General features: G+C 62.1%; 16 protein-coding genes. 10 read left to right on the plus strand and 6 right to left on the minus strand.

Features of this window, described 5'->3' with window-relative positions:
* The first annotated feature begins 119 nt into the window (after positions 1-119).
* From NKJ12_RS03815 to ppa, 5 genes are all read left to right on the plus strand, one after another.
* Positions 120-923 (plus strand): TPM domain-containing protein, encoded by an 804-nt coding sequence (locus tag NKJ12_RS03815; RefSeq protein ID WP_352701426.1) that lies wholly within the window; start codon positions 120-122, stop codon positions 921-923.
* A 4-nt stretch (positions 924-927) separates the two neighbouring features.
* Positions 928-1,818: a TPM domain-containing protein gene (locus tag NKJ12_RS03820; protein ID WP_502898801.1), complete on the plus strand. Its 891-nt coding sequence runs from the start codon at positions 928-930 to the stop codon at positions 1,816-1,818.
* 10 nt (positions 1,819-1,828) lie between these two features.
* Positions 1,829-2,467, plus strand: coding sequence for a TPM domain-containing protein (locus NKJ12_RS03825; RefSeq protein ID WP_352701297.1), 639 nt, complete (start codon positions 1,829-1,831; stop codon positions 2,465-2,467).
* Positions 2,468-2,584: 117 nt separating this feature from the next.
* Complete coding sequence (locus tag NKJ12_RS03830; protein ID WP_023678138.1) at positions 2,585-3,091, plus strand: GNAT family N-acetyltransferase; 507 nt, start codon at positions 2,585-2,587, stop codon at positions 3,089-3,091.
* Between the two features lie 116 nt (positions 3,092-3,207).
* Complete coding sequence (gene ppa / locus NKJ12_RS03835) at positions 3,208-3,738, plus strand: inorganic diphosphatase (RefSeq protein WP_023721304.1); 531 nt, start codon at positions 3,208-3,210, stop codon at positions 3,736-3,738.
* 17 nt (positions 3,739-3,755) lie between these two features.
* Here the strand turns inward: ppa and NKJ12_RS03840 are convergent, their stop codons facing one another.
* Both NKJ12_RS03840 and NKJ12_RS03845 read right to left on the minus strand, forming a co-directional pair.
* Positions 3,756-4,346, minus strand: a complete 591-nt coding sequence (locus NKJ12_RS03840; protein ID WP_352509070.1) for a hypothetical protein — start codon at positions 4,344-4,346, stop codon at positions 3,756-3,758.
* Between the two features lie 97 nt (positions 4,347-4,443).
* The gene (locus NKJ12_RS03845; RefSeq protein WP_352509069.1) at positions 4,444-5,049 is read right to left on the minus strand and encodes a TetR/AcrR family transcriptional regulator; all 606 of its coding nucleotides are present in this window, start codon (positions 5,047-5,049) and stop codon (positions 4,444-4,446) included.
* Between the two features lie 82 nt (positions 5,050-5,131).
* Between NKJ12_RS03845 and NKJ12_RS03850 the strand changes: the two genes are divergently transcribed.
* Positions 5,132-6,415, plus strand: coding sequence for an MFS transporter (locus NKJ12_RS03850; RefSeq protein ID WP_254817746.1), 1,284 nt, complete (start codon positions 5,132-5,134; stop codon positions 6,413-6,415).
* 279 nt (positions 6,416-6,694) lie between these two features.
* A complete protein-coding gene (locus tag NKJ12_RS03855) occupies positions 6,695-8,269 on the plus strand; it encodes an alkaline phosphatase D family protein (protein WP_352701298.1) in 1,575 nt (524 codons plus the stop codon).
* A gap of 37 nt (positions 8,270-8,306) precedes the next feature.
* Here the strand turns inward: NKJ12_RS03855 and NKJ12_RS03860 are convergent, their stop codons facing one another.
* Positions 8,307-8,588 (minus strand): hypothetical protein, encoded by a 282-nt coding sequence (locus NKJ12_RS03860; RefSeq protein WP_352701299.1) that lies wholly within the window; start codon positions 8,586-8,588, stop codon positions 8,307-8,309.
* 198 nt (positions 8,589-8,786) lie between these two features.
* On the opposite strand from NKJ12_RS03860, the gene typA reads away from it, so the two are divergent.
* The gene (gene typA / locus NKJ12_RS03865; RefSeq protein WP_023678130.1) at positions 8,787-10,616 is read left to right on the plus strand and encodes a translational GTPase TypA; all 1,830 of its coding nucleotides are present in this window, start codon (positions 8,787-8,789) and stop codon (positions 10,614-10,616) included.
* A gap of 16 nt (positions 10,617-10,632) precedes the next feature.
* Positions 10,633-10,842, plus strand: a complete 210-nt coding sequence (locus tag NKJ12_RS03870; protein ID WP_352474675.1) for a hypothetical protein — start codon at positions 10,633-10,635, stop codon at positions 10,840-10,842.
* Positions 10,843-10,888: 46 nt separating this feature from the next.
* Here NKJ12_RS03870 and NKJ12_RS03875 read toward each other — a convergent pair whose 3' ends face one another.
* Positions 10,889-11,515, minus strand: coding sequence for a DUF1062 domain-containing protein (locus NKJ12_RS03875; protein ID WP_352701300.1), 627 nt, complete (start codon positions 11,513-11,515; stop codon positions 10,889-10,891).
* A gap of 393 nt (positions 11,516-11,908) precedes the next feature.
* On the opposite strand from NKJ12_RS03875, the gene NKJ12_RS03880 reads away from it, so the two are divergent.
* Positions 11,909-12,523 carry a LysE family translocator gene (locus NKJ12_RS03880; protein ID WP_352701301.1) on the plus strand — a complete coding sequence of 205 codons (615 nt, stop codon included), beginning with the start codon at positions 11,909-11,911 and terminating at the stop codon, positions 12,521-12,523.
* A 9-nt stretch (positions 12,524-12,532) separates the two neighbouring features.
* On the opposite strand, the gene NKJ12_RS03885 is transcribed toward NKJ12_RS03880, so the two are convergent.
* Together NKJ12_RS03885 and NKJ12_RS03890 are read right to left on the minus strand one after the other, a co-directional pair.
* Positions 12,533-12,856 (minus strand): YciI family protein, encoded by a 324-nt coding sequence (locus NKJ12_RS03885; protein ID WP_352479555.1) that lies wholly within the window; start codon positions 12,854-12,856, stop codon positions 12,533-12,535.
* Between the two features lie 137 nt (positions 12,857-12,993).
* Positions 12,994-13,557 carry a peroxidase-related enzyme gene (locus NKJ12_RS03890; protein ID WP_254817739.1) on the minus strand — a complete coding sequence of 188 codons (564 nt, stop codon included), beginning with the start codon at positions 13,555-13,557 and terminating at the stop codon, positions 12,994-12,996.
* Positions 13,558-13,653: the final 96 nt, after the last annotated feature.

The following is a 13,653-nucleotide window of genomic DNA, read 5'->3' on the forward strand; positions in this document are numbered from 1 at the left end:
CTTGCCAAGGCGGCCAATCACCGACCTTGGGAGTTGGCGAAAGCGGTCGCGATAGTCGATCTTCCCCCAAGTGGGGGAGATGTCCGGGAGGACAGAGGGGGGCGCGACGAAGTGCAAACCTGACGCTTCTGAGCGTCACTTTGCTTCTTCTTTGCCTTGGTCTGTTCCTCCCGCTCACCGCCCTTGCCGCCGCACTGCCGGCACTGACCGGACGGGTCGTCGACAATGCCGGCATCATCGATGCCGCGACCGAGGCGGCGCTGACGCGGAAGCTTGCCGAGTTCGAGACCAAAGGGTCCGACCAGATCGTCGTCGCGACCATCCCCAGCCTCGACGGCGAGGAGATCGAGCCTTACGCCAACCGGCTGTTCCGCGCCTGGAAACTGGGCCAGGCGAAGGAGAACAACGGCGTCCTGCTTCTGGTGGCGCCGAACGACCGCAAGATGCGCATCGAAGTCGGCTATGGGCTGGAAGGCACGCTGACCGACCTGCACACCAAGCTGATCATCGAAAACGACATGGTGCCGGCCTTCCGTGCCGGCGATTTCTCAGGCGGCATCAGCAAGGCCGTCGACGACATGATCATGGTGCTGGAAGGCAATCCCGAAGAGCTGGAGGCGCGCGGCGAACGCAACCAGCAGCCGCCGTTCAACAGCGACGATCTGTTCTTCACGATCTTCATAGCCATCTGGGCAATCATCTTTTTCGGCGGCCTCGCAGCCTCCATCCTGCCGCCGATCTTCGGCCGGAAGATCGGTCCCGGCCGCTATCGCTGGCTGGGCATGACCTTCGAGCCAAACCGGCGGTCGTCCGGCGGCTGGTCGGGAGGTTCCGGCGGGGGATGGTCGTCGGGTTCAAGCGGTGGCGGGTTTTCCGGCGGCGGCGGTTCGTCCGGCGGCGGCGGCTCCTCGGGAAGTTGGTGACGAGATGACAAGACACGCCGTCAGCCCGGTGGAATCCGGCCGTTTCACCAAAACGATCGGCACCGCGCTGTTGGCCATGGCGGTGCTGCTGGTCGGCTTCGCGGCCTTCGCCGCCGCACTGCCGGCGCTGACCGGACGGGTCGTCGACAATGCCGGCATCATCGATGCCGCAACCGAGGCGGCGCTGACGCAGAAGCTTGCCGAGTTCGAGACCAAAGGGTCCGACCAGATCGTCGTCGCGACCATCCCCAGCCTCGACGGCGAGGAGATCGAGCCTTACGCCAACCGGCTGTTCCGCGCCTGGAAACTGGGCCAGGCGAAGGAGAACAACGGCGTCCTGCTTCTGGTGGCGCCGAACGACCGCAAGATGCGCATCGAAGTCGGCTATGGGCTGGAAGGCACGCTGACCGACCTGCACACCAAGCTGATCATCGAAAACGACATGGTGCCGGCCTTCCGTGCCGGCGATTTCTCAGGCGGCATCAGCAAGGCCGTCGACGACATGATCATGGTGCTGGAAGGCAATCCCGAAGAACTGGAGGCGCGCGGCAAGCGCAATCCGGCGAATGACAATCCTGTCGATCCCATCTTCATGCTGTTCATCGTCCTGTGGGCGACGATGTTCTTCGGCGGCTTGGCAATGGCGTTCCTGCCGCCGATCTTCGGCACGAAACTGTCGCCGGGCGTGTACAAGTGGCTGGGCATGACGTTCCGCTACGGCCGCGGGCCAGCTTCGTCATCCTCCGGTGGCGGTGCCTGGACGTCGGGGACCTCGTCCGGCAGTGGCTGGTCGTCTGGAAGTTCCGGCAGCGGTTGGTCGTCCGGAAGTTCGGGCGGCGGGTTTTCAGGCGGCGGCGGCTCGTCCGGCGGCGGCGGTTCTTCAGGAAGCTGGTGAGACATCAATCATGGCAACACGACCGATCAGTCCCGAGGATCATGAGCGCATCGCCGATGCGATCCGCGCTGCCGAATCAAAGACCGACGGCGAGATCTACTGCGTCGTGGCGCATGCCAGCGACGGCTATTTCTTCCCGGCCGCTTTCATGGCGATGCTCGGCATGCTCGTCGTCAGCCTCGCCGTCGGTTATGGGCTGGAAGCCTGGTGGCTGTCGATCCGCTTGCCGCATTTCGTCATCGCCGAGCTTCTGGCGCTTGCCAGTGTGCTCATCCTGTTGTGGGCATTGCCGGCATTGCGCATCCATTTGGTGCCGAGGCGGCTGCGCTACCAGGCCGCCCACGTCAATGCGATGAAGCAGTTCCTCGCCCGCAACGTCCACCGCACCACGGCGCGCACCGGCGTGCTGGTGTTCGTCTCGATTGCCGAGCGCTATGCCGAGGTGGTCGCCGACAGCGGCATCGATTCTCGTGTCGGCCAGCATGTCTGGGACGGTGTCGTCCGCGACCTTACGGCGCATGCCGGCGACGATCGGCTTGCCGACGGGTTCGTCAAGGCGATCGAAGCAGTCGGTGCGGTACTGGCCGAGCATTTTCCGGTCTCGACTGGCGACAGCAACGAACTGGACGACCATCTGGTCGAGATTTGATCTCGCCAAAAGCGGTTTCGCAGCGTCTCAAGGACGCACCGTCCGGCTGTGTGAAAGCATCGCGGCGGTTGACCGGACTCTTGCAATCGGGCGCGGCGGGTTTATGGTTAACCAATCATGAATACGCTGAGCATCGACATCAGGAAAGCCGAACCGCGCGATGCAGCCGCCATCGCCGACGTGCATCTCGAGGCCTGGCGCGGCGCCTATTCGGGCATCATCCCGCACCGCACGCTGACATCGATGATCAACCGCCGCGGCGCCGACTGGTGGGCGAATGCCATTCGCCGCGCTGCCACCGTCCTGGTCGTCGAAATCGGCGGCAAAATTGCCGGCTATGCGACGATCGGCAAGAACCGCGCCCGCGAACTCAGGCAGCAGGGCGAGATCTACGAACTTTACCTGCGGCCGGAATATCAAGGCATCGGGCTCGGCAGCCGGCTGTTCTCGGCCGCGCGGGCACGGCTGGCCGACCATGGCCTGAAAGGCATGGTGGTCTGGGCGCTTGAAGACAACCAGAACGCACTTGCCTTCTATGCCGGCGCCGGTGGCCGCGATGTTGCCGAAGGCGTCGAGATCTTCGAGCAGAAGGCGCTGAAGAAGGTCGCTTTCGTCTGGGAATGACGGCCAGCGCATGATCCGGCCGGTTTTCGGTTCGGACGATCTCCCCGTACCATTCGCCGCATTGCACCATTCGCCGTCGCCCGCTATCGATCTCCAATCGAGAGAGGGATAAAGCGATGCGTATCGAAGCGATTGCCAGCGGAAAGAACCCGCCCGAGGACGTCAACGTCATTATCGAGGTGCCGATCGGCGGCGAGCCGATCAAATACGAGATGGATAAGGAGGCCGGCACGCTGTTCGTCGACCGCTTCCTTCACACTTCGATGCGCTATCCCGGCAATTACGGTTTCGTACCACACACGCTATCGGGCGACGGCGACCCGATCGACGTGCTGGTCTGCAACACGCGCGCGCTGGTGCCAGGCTGCGTCATCAATGTGCGGCCGATCGGCGTGCTGGTGATGGAGGACAATGCCGGCCAGGACGAGAAGGTCATCGCTGTGCCTTCGCCCAAGCTGACCTTACGCTACGAGGACGTCCACGAATACACGCAATTGCCTGACATTACCCGCCAGCAAGTGCAGCATTTCTTCGAGCACTACAAGGATCTCGAACCCGGCAAATGGGTTAAGATCGAAGGCTGGTACGATGCGGCCTATGCCAAGAAGATGATCGTCGAGGCAATCGAGCGGGCCAAGCGCAAGTAATTATCGGGCGCAAATAATCAGTTGTCGACGCGGCCGAAAGCGGGCGCGTCGCCGATCACTACGCGCTTGTCCTTGCCGCAGGCGAAGGTGCGTGCCTTCTCGTCGGCAAGCTTGCGCGCCTGATCGTTGGCGGCGGGATTGCCGGTGGCGAGCACAAGGCCGATCGTGCAGCCTTCGTGGGCGTCAGGCTGGGCAACCTTGGCGACGATCAACACTTCCGTCGACTTGTTCTCGCCCTCGGTATCGCTGATCGAGCGACGATGAATGACGGCGAACGGAATGGTAGTTTTGCCGTTGGTTTCGATCCGCCACTCGACTTTAGGTCCAGCCGAGTTGAGGCCGGAAAAGCTTTCCCAGACCGTGGTCATATCGCCGGGTGGAAAGCCGTAGAACAGCGATTCCCGCGCGTCGTCGTAGGAAACCATCACCGGGTAGCCGCCATAACCCGAACAGGCGAGGTCGGCCCAGTCGCCGTCGCCTTCCTCCGCCTGGGCATAAGTCACGCAGTCCTTCTCCCAGACGAGATCGGTATAGACGCTGGATATGTCGCCAGCCCGGGCGGCGTTGCAGAAGCCGGCGAAGGCAAGCGGGATCAAAAGAGCGCGCATGGCGGACAACTCCGTTCGGGCTGCCGCAGCGTACCGTCAAATCTAGCAGCAGCCTAGACGAACTCAGGCTGCTCACAGTGATCTGGTAAACGGAACGCTATTTCTTCAAGCTTGCCTCGATCAGAAGGTCGGCGTTGCGGGCGACCGACTGCGCCGGCCCGCCGACACCGAACAGCTGGCCGCTGATATAGGCGCCCTCGATCAGGAGCAGCAGCCCGTCGCCTAGCGTGTCGGCGTCGCCGGCGCCCATCTCTGCCGCCATGGCACGCAGGCGCCGGCGCAATTCCCGCTTGTTGGCTTCGCTCACGACGCGGGCTGGATGGCCATGTTCGGGATATTCGACCGCGGCATTGGTCATGCCGCAGCCGCGATAATCGGGCCTTTGCGTACGCTTGCCGACACGCGTCAGGAAGGCGAGGATCTGCGCGCGCGGATCGCCGGGATGGGCATTCACCGCCTCGTCGAAGCGCTCCCAAAATTCGAGGTCATAGTGCCGGAGATAGGATGCGGCCAACTCATCCTTGGACGGAAAGCTGCGGTAGAGGCTGGGCTTGGTGACGCCGGCACGCCGCACGATCTCGTCGACGCCGATCGCCCTGATGCCTTGCCGGTAAAACAGGTCGCGCGCCACCTGGAGAATCCGTTCGGCGGCGCGAGGCGGCGGTGCGTCATTCGCCTTGATCGTTGGTTCAATGCTTTTCATGTCTGGTGTACCGATTAGCTGGTTGACAATGTTACCGGTCGGTACGTATGTTTCGCGCTCCTGCAACGTACCGGTCAGTAACATGATAGCTCAATCCCGCCCGTTTGGCCAGCGCTACGCTTTCGTCGTGGTCGCCGTCATCTTCCTTTGCCTGCTGATCGCAGCGGGCCTGCGTTCGGCGCCGGCAGTCATGATGCTGCCGCTGGAGAACAGTTTCGGCTGGCGGCGCGACGTCGTCTCACTGGCCGCTGCCACTGGCATCTTCCTCTATGGCCTGACCGGGCCGTTTGCCGCGGCGCTGATGGAGCGGATCGGGCTGCGCCGCACCTTGCTTGCCGCGCTGCTTTTGATGTCGGGATCGACCGCGCTCAGCCTGTTGATGACCAAGCCGTGGCATCTGCTCCTCACCTGGGGCGTGTTTTCCGGCGTCAGCTCGGGCGCCGTCGCCACCGTGCTCGGCGCAACCATCGTCAACCGCTGGTTCAAGACCAATCGCGGCCTGGTGATGGGACTGATGTCGGCGTCCAGCGCCACCGGGCTGCTGGTCTTCCTGCCGTTGCTCGCCTCGCTCGCCCAGTCAGGCGGCTGGAAGCCGGTCGCCATCGCCATTGCCGTGGCCACCGCCTGCCTGGTGCCGCTGGTCTATATGCTGGTGCCGGAGCGCCCGGCCTCGATCGGCATGGTCCGCTATGGCGCTGATGCCGACGACGTGCCGCCGGCGCCGCCGGCCGCGCAGGGCAATTTCCTTTCGCATACGCTGAGCACGCTGCGCCGCGCCGCCGGCACGCGCGTGTTCTGGTATCTGTTCGCCACTTTCTTCGTCTGCGGCTTCACCACCAACGGGCTGGTCGGCACGCACCTGATCGCCTTTTGCGGCGACATGGGCATAGGCGAAGTGCAAGCCGCCGGCCTGCTGTCGATGATGGGCATTTTCGACCTGATCGGCACGACGCTATCGGGCTGGCTCACCGACCGTTTCGATCCGCGCAAGCTGCTCGGCGTCTATTACGGCATCCGCGGCCTGTCGTTGATCTATCTGCCCTATTCCGGCTTTTCGGCCACCAGCTTGATCATCTTCGCCGTGTTTTACGGACTGGACTGGATCGCCACGGTGCCGCCGACGCTGAGGCTTTCCAACGAGGCGTTCGGCGACCGCAGCGGACCGATCGTCTTCGGCTGGATCGTCGCCGGCCATCAGGTTGGCGCCGCGACAGCGGCCTTCTTCGGCGGCACCATGCGCGAGCTGCAAGGCAATTACGAGCTTGCCTTCCTGATCGCCGGTATGACGGCAATAGCCGCCGCCTGCATCTCGCTGCTGATCAACACCAGCCGCCCGGCCTTCGAGCCGGAACCGCAGGCGGCTTAGGGTGCGACAGTTGAGTGCTAATCTCCCCCGTTGAGGGGGAGATGGCCGCGAAGCGGCCAGAGGGGGTCGGTCCGACCGGGCTCGGCCCCTTATCGCAGGCGCAAGAGGTCGGTGCTCCATGCGAGACGACCCCCTCTGTCGCCTCCGGCGACATCTCCCCCTCAAGGAGGGAGATTCGCCATCCTGTTGATGTCAGAAAACCTTCATCGTTTCGAAATGTGCCTGAAACATTGAAGCTGGAGCTTGGCGGCGACGTTCAACGCCATCCAGGAGACAGCCATGAACAAGATTTCGATGACGCGGCGCGCTTTCGTCACGTCGGCCAGCGCCGTTGGCCTGGTCGGCGCGTCGGGCCTCGCGCTTCCCTATTACTCGCGCGCCAATCAGCGCCCGGCCTTTACCCACGGGATCCAATCCGGCGACGTCGATGCGACCAGCGGCATGGTCTGGGCGCGCACGGACCGGCCGTCGCGCGTCATGTTCGAAGTGTCGCCGACGGAGAGCTTCGCCAATGCCGTCCGCCTGGCGCCGCTCGATAGCTCGCCGGCCAGCGACTATACGGTGAAGCGGCTGCTTACCGATCTCGCCTCCGACCAGGACATCTTCTACCGCATGGTCGCGGCCGATCTTTCCGATATTAACGCCGTTTCCGAGCCGATCGTCGGCCGCTTCCGCACGGCACCTGCCTCGAAGCGCGACATTCGTTTCGCTTGGTCGGGCGACACCGCTGGCCAGGGCTGGGGCATCGACGACACCGGCATGAAGACCTACGCCACTATCGCCAAGCACACGCCGGACTTCTTCCTGCATTCGGGCGATACGATCTATGCCGATGGCGCGATGAAGGACGAGGTCGACCTGCCCGGCGGCGGCAAGTGGAAGAACACCGTGCTGATCGACGAAAAACGCAAGGTTGCCGAGACGCTGGACGAATACCGGGGTCAGTGGAAATACAATTTGATGGACAGGAACGTGCTGGCGCTGAACGCCATCTGCCCGACGTTCTACCAGTGGGACGACCACGAGGTGGTGAACAACTGGTCGGATTCGAAGGATCTGAGCGCCGACGACCGCTACACCGAAAAATCCATCCATGTACTGGCGGCACGCGCGGCGCGCGCCTTCCACGAAATGACGACGATCCGCTACGAGCCATCGGAGCCCGGCCGTGTCTACCGCAAAATCGCCTATGGGCCGTTGCTCGACGTGTTCTTCCTCGACATGCGTTCCTATCGCGGCCCCAACGGTCAGAATATGCAGGAGACGATGACGCCGCAATCGCGCATCCTCGGCGAACAACAGACGAAATGGCTGAAGCGCGAGCTGGCGAATTCCAATGCAACCTGGAAAATCATCGCCGCCGACATGCCGCTCGGCCTCGTCGTCTGGAACGACGGCACCAAGAAGGTCGGGGCCGAGGCAATCAGCAATGGCGACAATGGCCCGGCCAAGGGGCGCGAGCTGGAAATTGCCGACCTCCTTCGCTATATAAAGAACGCGGGGATCAGCAATACCGTCTGGCTAACCGCAGACGTGCATTACACAGCCGCGCATTATTACAATCCGGACAAGGCGCAGTTCCAGGACTTCAATCCGTTCTGGGAATTCGTTTCGGGTCCGATCCACGCCGGCACATTCGGACCGAATGCTTTCGACATGACTTTCGGCCCGGAGCTGAGGTTCATCAAGGCACCGACCGCCGAACAGGGTCAGAACCTGCCGCCGTCGGCCGGCCTGCAGTTCTTCGGGCTCGTCGACATCGATGGAGCCACCGAGCAGTTGACGGTGCGGCTGATGGATTGCGACGACAGCGAACTCTATAAGGTCACGCTCGATCCGGTGCGGTCGGCGTGAGATTGCCTTTTAGGACCACCCCGAAGGTGGATGTGCATCAATCGGGATAGCAGACGACGGGAATCTTGGGCCAGACGGCGCTGTCGCATCCGGCGTTTTTTTGCCTTTGCTTGAAGGCGGTGCTGACCGGTCCGGTCACCACCGGGTCGACGCCGTCCGGAGCATCGGCAAAAAGCTGCTCTGCCGAGCGCTTGTCGGACAGCAGAGCAGACCGCGTCTCCTTGGACGGCGCGGCCGATTGCGCCGCGCTTGCCGCGAGGAGGACGGCGAGCGCGGTACATGCCAAAATCGGCCGGAGTTTGATGCCTGTCTCGATCATGAAATTCGAACTGTCCGGACCACGAAAGGTTCCGCCTTGGTTAATAATTCCACTTCACACCAAGATATTTAAGATTTGGTGACTTTATTTGGTGGCTCGCCTCCTCTTTCGCAAATGCGAAAAACCCTGTATGAGCCGCCCAACCGAAAGAGGCAGCGCCTTTTGGCCTGCTGCCTGCAACGCTCCCGAGACCGAAACATGAAAATCCGCAATATCGCGATCATCGCGCACGTCGACCATGGAAAAACCACCCTCGTCGACCAACTCCTGAAACAGTCCGGCTCGTTCCGCGACAACCAGCGCGTCGCCGAGCGCGCCATGGATTCAAACGATCTTGAAAAGGAACGCGGCATCACCATCCTGGCCAAGGCGACCTCGGTCGACTGGAAGGATACCCGCATCAACATCGTCGACACGCCCGGCCACGCCGACTTCGGCGGCGAGGTCGAGCGCATTCTGTCGATGGTGGATTCGGCCATCGTGCTGGTCGACGCCGCCGAGGGGCCGATGCCGCAGACCAAATTCGTGGTCGGCAAGGCACTCAAGGTTGGGCTGAAGCCGATCGTCGTCATCAACAAGATCGACCGGCCAGATGCCCGCCACGTCGAAGTGGTCAACGAGGTGTTCGATCTTTTTGCAGCACTTGACGCTACCGACGAGCAGCTCGACTTTCCTATCCTTTACGGTTCAGGCCGCGACGGCTGGGTCTCGGAAAACCCCGAAGGTCCGAAGGACCAGGCTCTGGCGCCGCTGTTCGACCTCGTCATCAAGCACGTGCCGGCGCCGACCGTTCATCCCGGCCCGTTCCGCATGATCGGCACCATCCTGGAAGCCAATCCGTTCCTCGGCCGCATCATCACCGGCCGTATCGAATCCGGCACGCTGAAATCCAACCAGGCGGTCAAGGTGCTGCACCATGACGGCACCCAGGTCGAAACCGGCCGAATCTCGAAGATCCTCGCTTTCCGCGGGCTCGAGCGCCAGCCCATCGACGAGGCGCAGGCGGGCGACATCGTCGCTATTGCCGGCCTGTCGAAGGGCACCGTCGCCGACACGTTCTGCGACCCGTCGGTGACCGAACCGCTGCATGCGCAGCCGATCGATCCGCCGACCGTGACGATGTCGTTCCTGGTCAATGATTCCCCGCTGGCCGGCACCGAAGGCGACAAGGTGACCAGCCGCGTCATCCGCGACCGCCTGCTGCGCGAGGCTGAAGGCAATGTCGCGCTGAAGATCGAGGAATCGCCGGACAAGGATTCGTTCTTCGTCTCCGGCCGTGGCGAATTGCAGTTGGCCGTGCTGATCGAGACGATGCGCCGCGAAGGTTTTGAGATCGCCGTGTCGCGGCCGCGCGTCGTCATGCAGAAGGGCGACAGCGGCGAATTACTGGAGCCGGTCGAGGAAGTCGTCATCGACGTCGACGAGGAGCATGCCGGCGTCGTCGTGCAGAAGATGTCGGAGCGCAAGGCCGAGATGGTCGAGCTTCGCCCTTCGGGCGGCAATCGCCAGCGCATCGTCTTCCACGCACCGACGCGCGGGTTGATCGGCTACCAGTCGGAACTGTTGACCGACACGCGCGGCACCGCTGTGATGAACCGGCTGTTCCATGCCTATGAACCTTACAAGGGTGAGCTGCCGGGCCGTACCAACGGCGTGCTGATCTCTAATGAACAGGGTGAATCGGTGGCGTACGCCATGTGGAACCTGGAAGATCGCGGCCCGATGGTCATCGACCCCGGCGTCAAGGTCTATCAGGGCATGATCATCGGCATCCATTCCAGGGACAACGACCTCGAAGTCAACGTGCTCAAGGGCAAGAAGCTGACCAACATCCGCGCCGCCGGCAAGGACGAGGCGGTGAAGCTGACACCGCCGATCCGCATGACGCTGGAACGCGCGCTGGCCTGGATCCAGGACGACGAGCTGGTCGAAGTGACGCCGAAGACCATCCGCCTGCGCAAGCTCTATCTCGATCCGAACGAGCGCAAGCGTTTTGAGAAGTCGGCGAAAGTGGTCGGCGCGGCATAAAGGGCAATACCGCGCAATGAGCGGTAAACTCGTCACGGCTGTCATATACGACAATCGACCCGAGGCCGAAGTTTGCGTGTCGATGCTCGACGCGTATGGAATTTATGCTCTCGCGAATTATCTTCTCGACACGGGCAGGCTTGGCTTGATCCATGTGCAAGTCGCCGACAGCGATCTCGATGCGGCCAAGGGTTTGATTGGCTCGGCCTCCAAAGAGGGCGACTGACCCCTGGCCGTAACTGTCTCTGATTACGGATTCCCTTGCCGTCGCCTCATCCACCTGCAGCCGAAATGATTTCGTCCCGGTCTGGTTCGCCAGACAGGTGGATCCGGATCGCCGATCCCGCCCGCGCCGGCCGGCGCAAGGCTTTGGCCCCGTCCGGACCAACTACCAGCAATCGCTTCTCTTCCCAAACCTGTAGCCGCGATCGCGGGACACCGAGTTCGCTGGCCAGCAACCGGTCGAGCCGCAGCGTTGTCGGCATTTCGAGCCAGAGCTGAAGTTCGAGAGCGCTGGTATTTTCCGGCCTGTCCCCGAGCACCTGCTTATGAACGATGGCTTCAGGAAACTCCTCGACGCGCCCGATCCTGCTTCGCAATGCGGCAACATCGAAAGCATGGCGCCGCGCCAGGACCGGATCGTTGCTTTCGAGCGCCTGCAATATTGCCGGTTCGATATCGCGGCGGCTGCAGCGCTCCAGAATGCCGAAATTCCAGGAATTGTCGCAGTCGATGCAGCGGTAGATCAACCAGGCATCAATGCGCTTGCCGTTGGCATTGACCCGGAATTTGCCGCTGCAGCGATAGGCTTTCAGGCCGCCGCAGCGATTGCAGTTGAGGTGAGGTCGAGGTGCGGTCTTGGGTGTGATCGCCCAGCGGATACGCAGTATCGAAGGCATGCCGAAAAGCCCTTCCCGTCGGGAAGTTCGTCAGATCGGCGATATCGAGAACCCTTGCGGGCACGGCGTGGCGAGAGACTGCGGCAGTTGGAAATCAGGTGTCGCGGGTGGTTATGCGCGACAGCGGTTCAGCAGTGCCAAACCGGTCTCGAACCGCCACCCGAGGAACACATGATGTGAAAACAGGCATCGCGACTGCGACGCCCTGCTCTGTATTGGGGGAGTTGACGAGACCGGCGGTTACGTAGGCAAAGTGAAGCTCGGAAAGGATTTCGGAACGACATCTCTAGCCGTGAGGTGCCTGGCCGACAAGCCTTCTTTCGGTAGACGCTACCGTCGCCGGAACAGTTGGGTTATGTTGAACGACCCAAACATTTCAAGCGAGACCGCGTCATGCATTTCACGTCGCTGCTGATTTTTGCCGGCGCCCTGCTTGTTGCAGCCGGCTCGCCCGGCCCATCGATCGCCGCTCTTGTGGCGCGGGTCATCTCGAAAGGGTTTCGCGACGTGTTTCCGTTCCTGCTTGCCATGTGGATCGGCGAAGCGATCTGGCTGTCCCTGGCGGTGTTTGGCCTCGCCGTGGTGGCGCAGACGTTCCATTTTGCCTTTGTCGTCGTGAAATGGGTTGGCGTTGCTTATCTCGCCTGGCTGGCCTGGAAGATGTGGACGGCGCCGGTCGAGGCAAAAGAAGGTTCGCTGCCGCGCGAAGATTCGCCCGTCAAGCTGTTCTTTGCCGGCATGGCGGTGACGCTCGGCAACCCGAAGATCATGATGTTCTACCTGGCGCTGCTGCCGACCATCATCGACCTCGGTTCGGTCAGCATGGTCGGCTGGGTCGAGCTGACGGCGACCATGGCAGTGGTCCTGGTCGCCATCGATTTGACCTGGGTGCTCGCCGCATCGCAGGCGCGCAAGCTCTTGAGAAGCAAGCGGGCGATGAAGATCGCCAACCGCATCAGCGCCGGCACCATGGCCGGCGCTGCGGCGGCGATCGCGGCGCGGTCTTGAGCCGGCGCGTCAACCCATTTCGATGATCGGCGCGATCTCGATACTAAAGGCTGGGTCGGTCAAGATAGGACAATCCTTGGCTTTGCCGACGGCATCGTCGATGTCTTTTGCTTCGATGATGGTGTAACCAGCGGTCGGATTGCTGCCGCCGTTGTTCTCGACCTTGCCGCCAGGCAGTACGGTCTTCGACATGCCGACTGGATTGCCACCGTCGACCACCGCTGAGCCAAGCTTGCCATACCAGCCGTTCCAGGCATCCATCGCTGCCTTCCGTTCGGCCTCCTCGGTCGGCATCTTGCCTGAGCCATGATAGACGTAGAGAAATTTCGCCATGTTCTCCTCCTCTGATCGGCGGCATCGAACCGGCATGCGGTCATGCCGCATGCCGATCATCTGACCAAACCGGCAAACAAGCAACGAGAATGCGAAGTAGCTAATATAATGTGCGGTTGGCCCGCAACGGCGGCGCCCTATCGAGCCATCGCGTGGTATTCATCGTTCGGCCGCATATCGATTGCCGATGCCAACCGGTTCGACATGTTGAAGAATGCCGCGGTCGAGGCGACATCCCATATGTCGCGGTCGGAAAAGCCGACTTGCCGCAGCGCCGCCCGGTCCGCTTCGACGATCTTTGCCGGCTGCTCAGTCAGCTTCACCGCGAATTCGAGCATGGCGCGTTGCCTGTCCGACAGCTTGGCGGCGCGAAAATTCATCACCATCATCTCGCCGAAGGCGGGGTCGCCGGAAAGCTGGCGCACCGCCGCGCCATGCGCGGCCAGGCAATAGTAGCAATGGTTGACCGAAGAGACGGCGACCGCGATCATCTCGCGCTCGAGTTTCGACAGGCCGGATTCACCCAGCATCAAATCATTGTACATGTCGGTGAAAGCGCGCAGCTTCTTCTCGTCGAAGGCATAGGCGAGTAGCACATTGGGAACGAGGCCGAGTTTCTCCCGGCATTTGGCGAAATAGGCCTTGGTCGCGTCGCTCAGCTCCGCCGGTGCCAGGTCAAGCGCTGTGATTTTGTCCGTCATGGCGGATTTCTCCTCGTTTTTCGCCAGGCTGCCGGTGAATTCCGACATTTCGTCGCAAGCCGTCAAACCTTTGTCGCCAAATACCCGTCATCTGTT

The sequence above is a fragment of the Mesorhizobium sp. M0195 genome, from assembly GCF_040322115.1.
Taxonomy (GTDB): domain Bacteria; phylum Pseudomonadota; class Alphaproteobacteria; order Rhizobiales; family Rhizobiaceae; genus Mesorhizobium.

Excerpts from the sequence above, each read along its gene's own strand:
- NKJ12_RS03830 (WP_023678138.1), top strand. The coding sequence starts at position 2,585 with ATGAATACGCTGAGCATCGACATCAGGAAAGCCGAACCGCGCGATGCA.
- NKJ12_RS03825 (WP_352701297.1), top strand. The coding sequence starts at position 1,829 with ATGGCAACACGACCGATCAGTCCCGAGGATCATGAGCGCATCGCCGAT.
- NKJ12_RS03860 (WP_352701299.1), bottom strand. The coding sequence starts at position 8,588 with ATGATCGAGACAGGCATCAAACTCCGGCCGATTTTGGCATGTACCGCG.
- NKJ12_RS03890 (WP_254817739.1), bottom strand. The coding sequence starts at position 13,557 with ATGACGGACAAAATCACAGCGCTTGACCTGGCACCGGCGGAGCTGAGC.
- typA (WP_023678130.1), top strand. The coding sequence starts at position 8,787 with ATGAAAATCCGCAATATCGCGATCATCGCGCACGTCGACCATGGAAAA.
- NKJ12_RS03840 (WP_352509070.1), bottom strand. The coding sequence starts at position 4,346 with ATGCGCGCTCTTTTGATCCCGCTTGCCTTCGCCGGCTTCTGCAACGCC.
- NKJ12_RS03820 (WP_502898801.1), top strand. The coding sequence starts at position 928 with ATGACAAGACACGCCGTCAGCCCGGTGGAATCCGGCCGTTTCACCAAA.
- NKJ12_RS03885 (WP_352479555.1), bottom strand. The coding sequence starts at position 12,856 with ATGGCGAAATTTCTCTACGTCTATCATGGCTCAGGCAAGATGCCGACC.
- NKJ12_RS03845 (WP_352509069.1), bottom strand. The coding sequence starts at position 5,049 with ATGAAAAGCATTGAACCAACGATCAAGGCGAATGACGCACCGCCGCCT.
- NKJ12_RS03870 (WP_352474675.1), top strand. The coding sequence starts at position 10,633 with ATGAGCGGTAAACTCGTCACGGCTGTCATATACGACAATCGACCCGAG.
- NKJ12_RS03855 (WP_352701298.1), top strand. The coding sequence starts at position 6,695 with ATGAACAAGATTTCGATGACGCGGCGCGCTTTCGTCACGTCGGCCAGC.
- NKJ12_RS03875 (WP_352701300.1), bottom strand. The coding sequence starts at position 11,515 with ATGCCTTCGATACTGCGTATCCGCTGGGCGATCACACCCAAGACCGCA.
- ppa (WP_023721304.1), top strand. The coding sequence starts at position 3,208 with ATGCGTATCGAAGCGATTGCCAGCGGAAAGAACCCGCCCGAGGACGTC.
- NKJ12_RS03850 (WP_254817746.1), top strand. The coding sequence starts at position 5,132 with ATGATAGCTCAATCCCGCCCGTTTGGCCAGCGCTACGCTTTCGTCGTG.
- NKJ12_RS03880 (WP_352701301.1), top strand. The coding sequence starts at position 11,909 with ATGCATTTCACGTCGCTGCTGATTTTTGCCGGCGCCCTGCTTGTTGCA.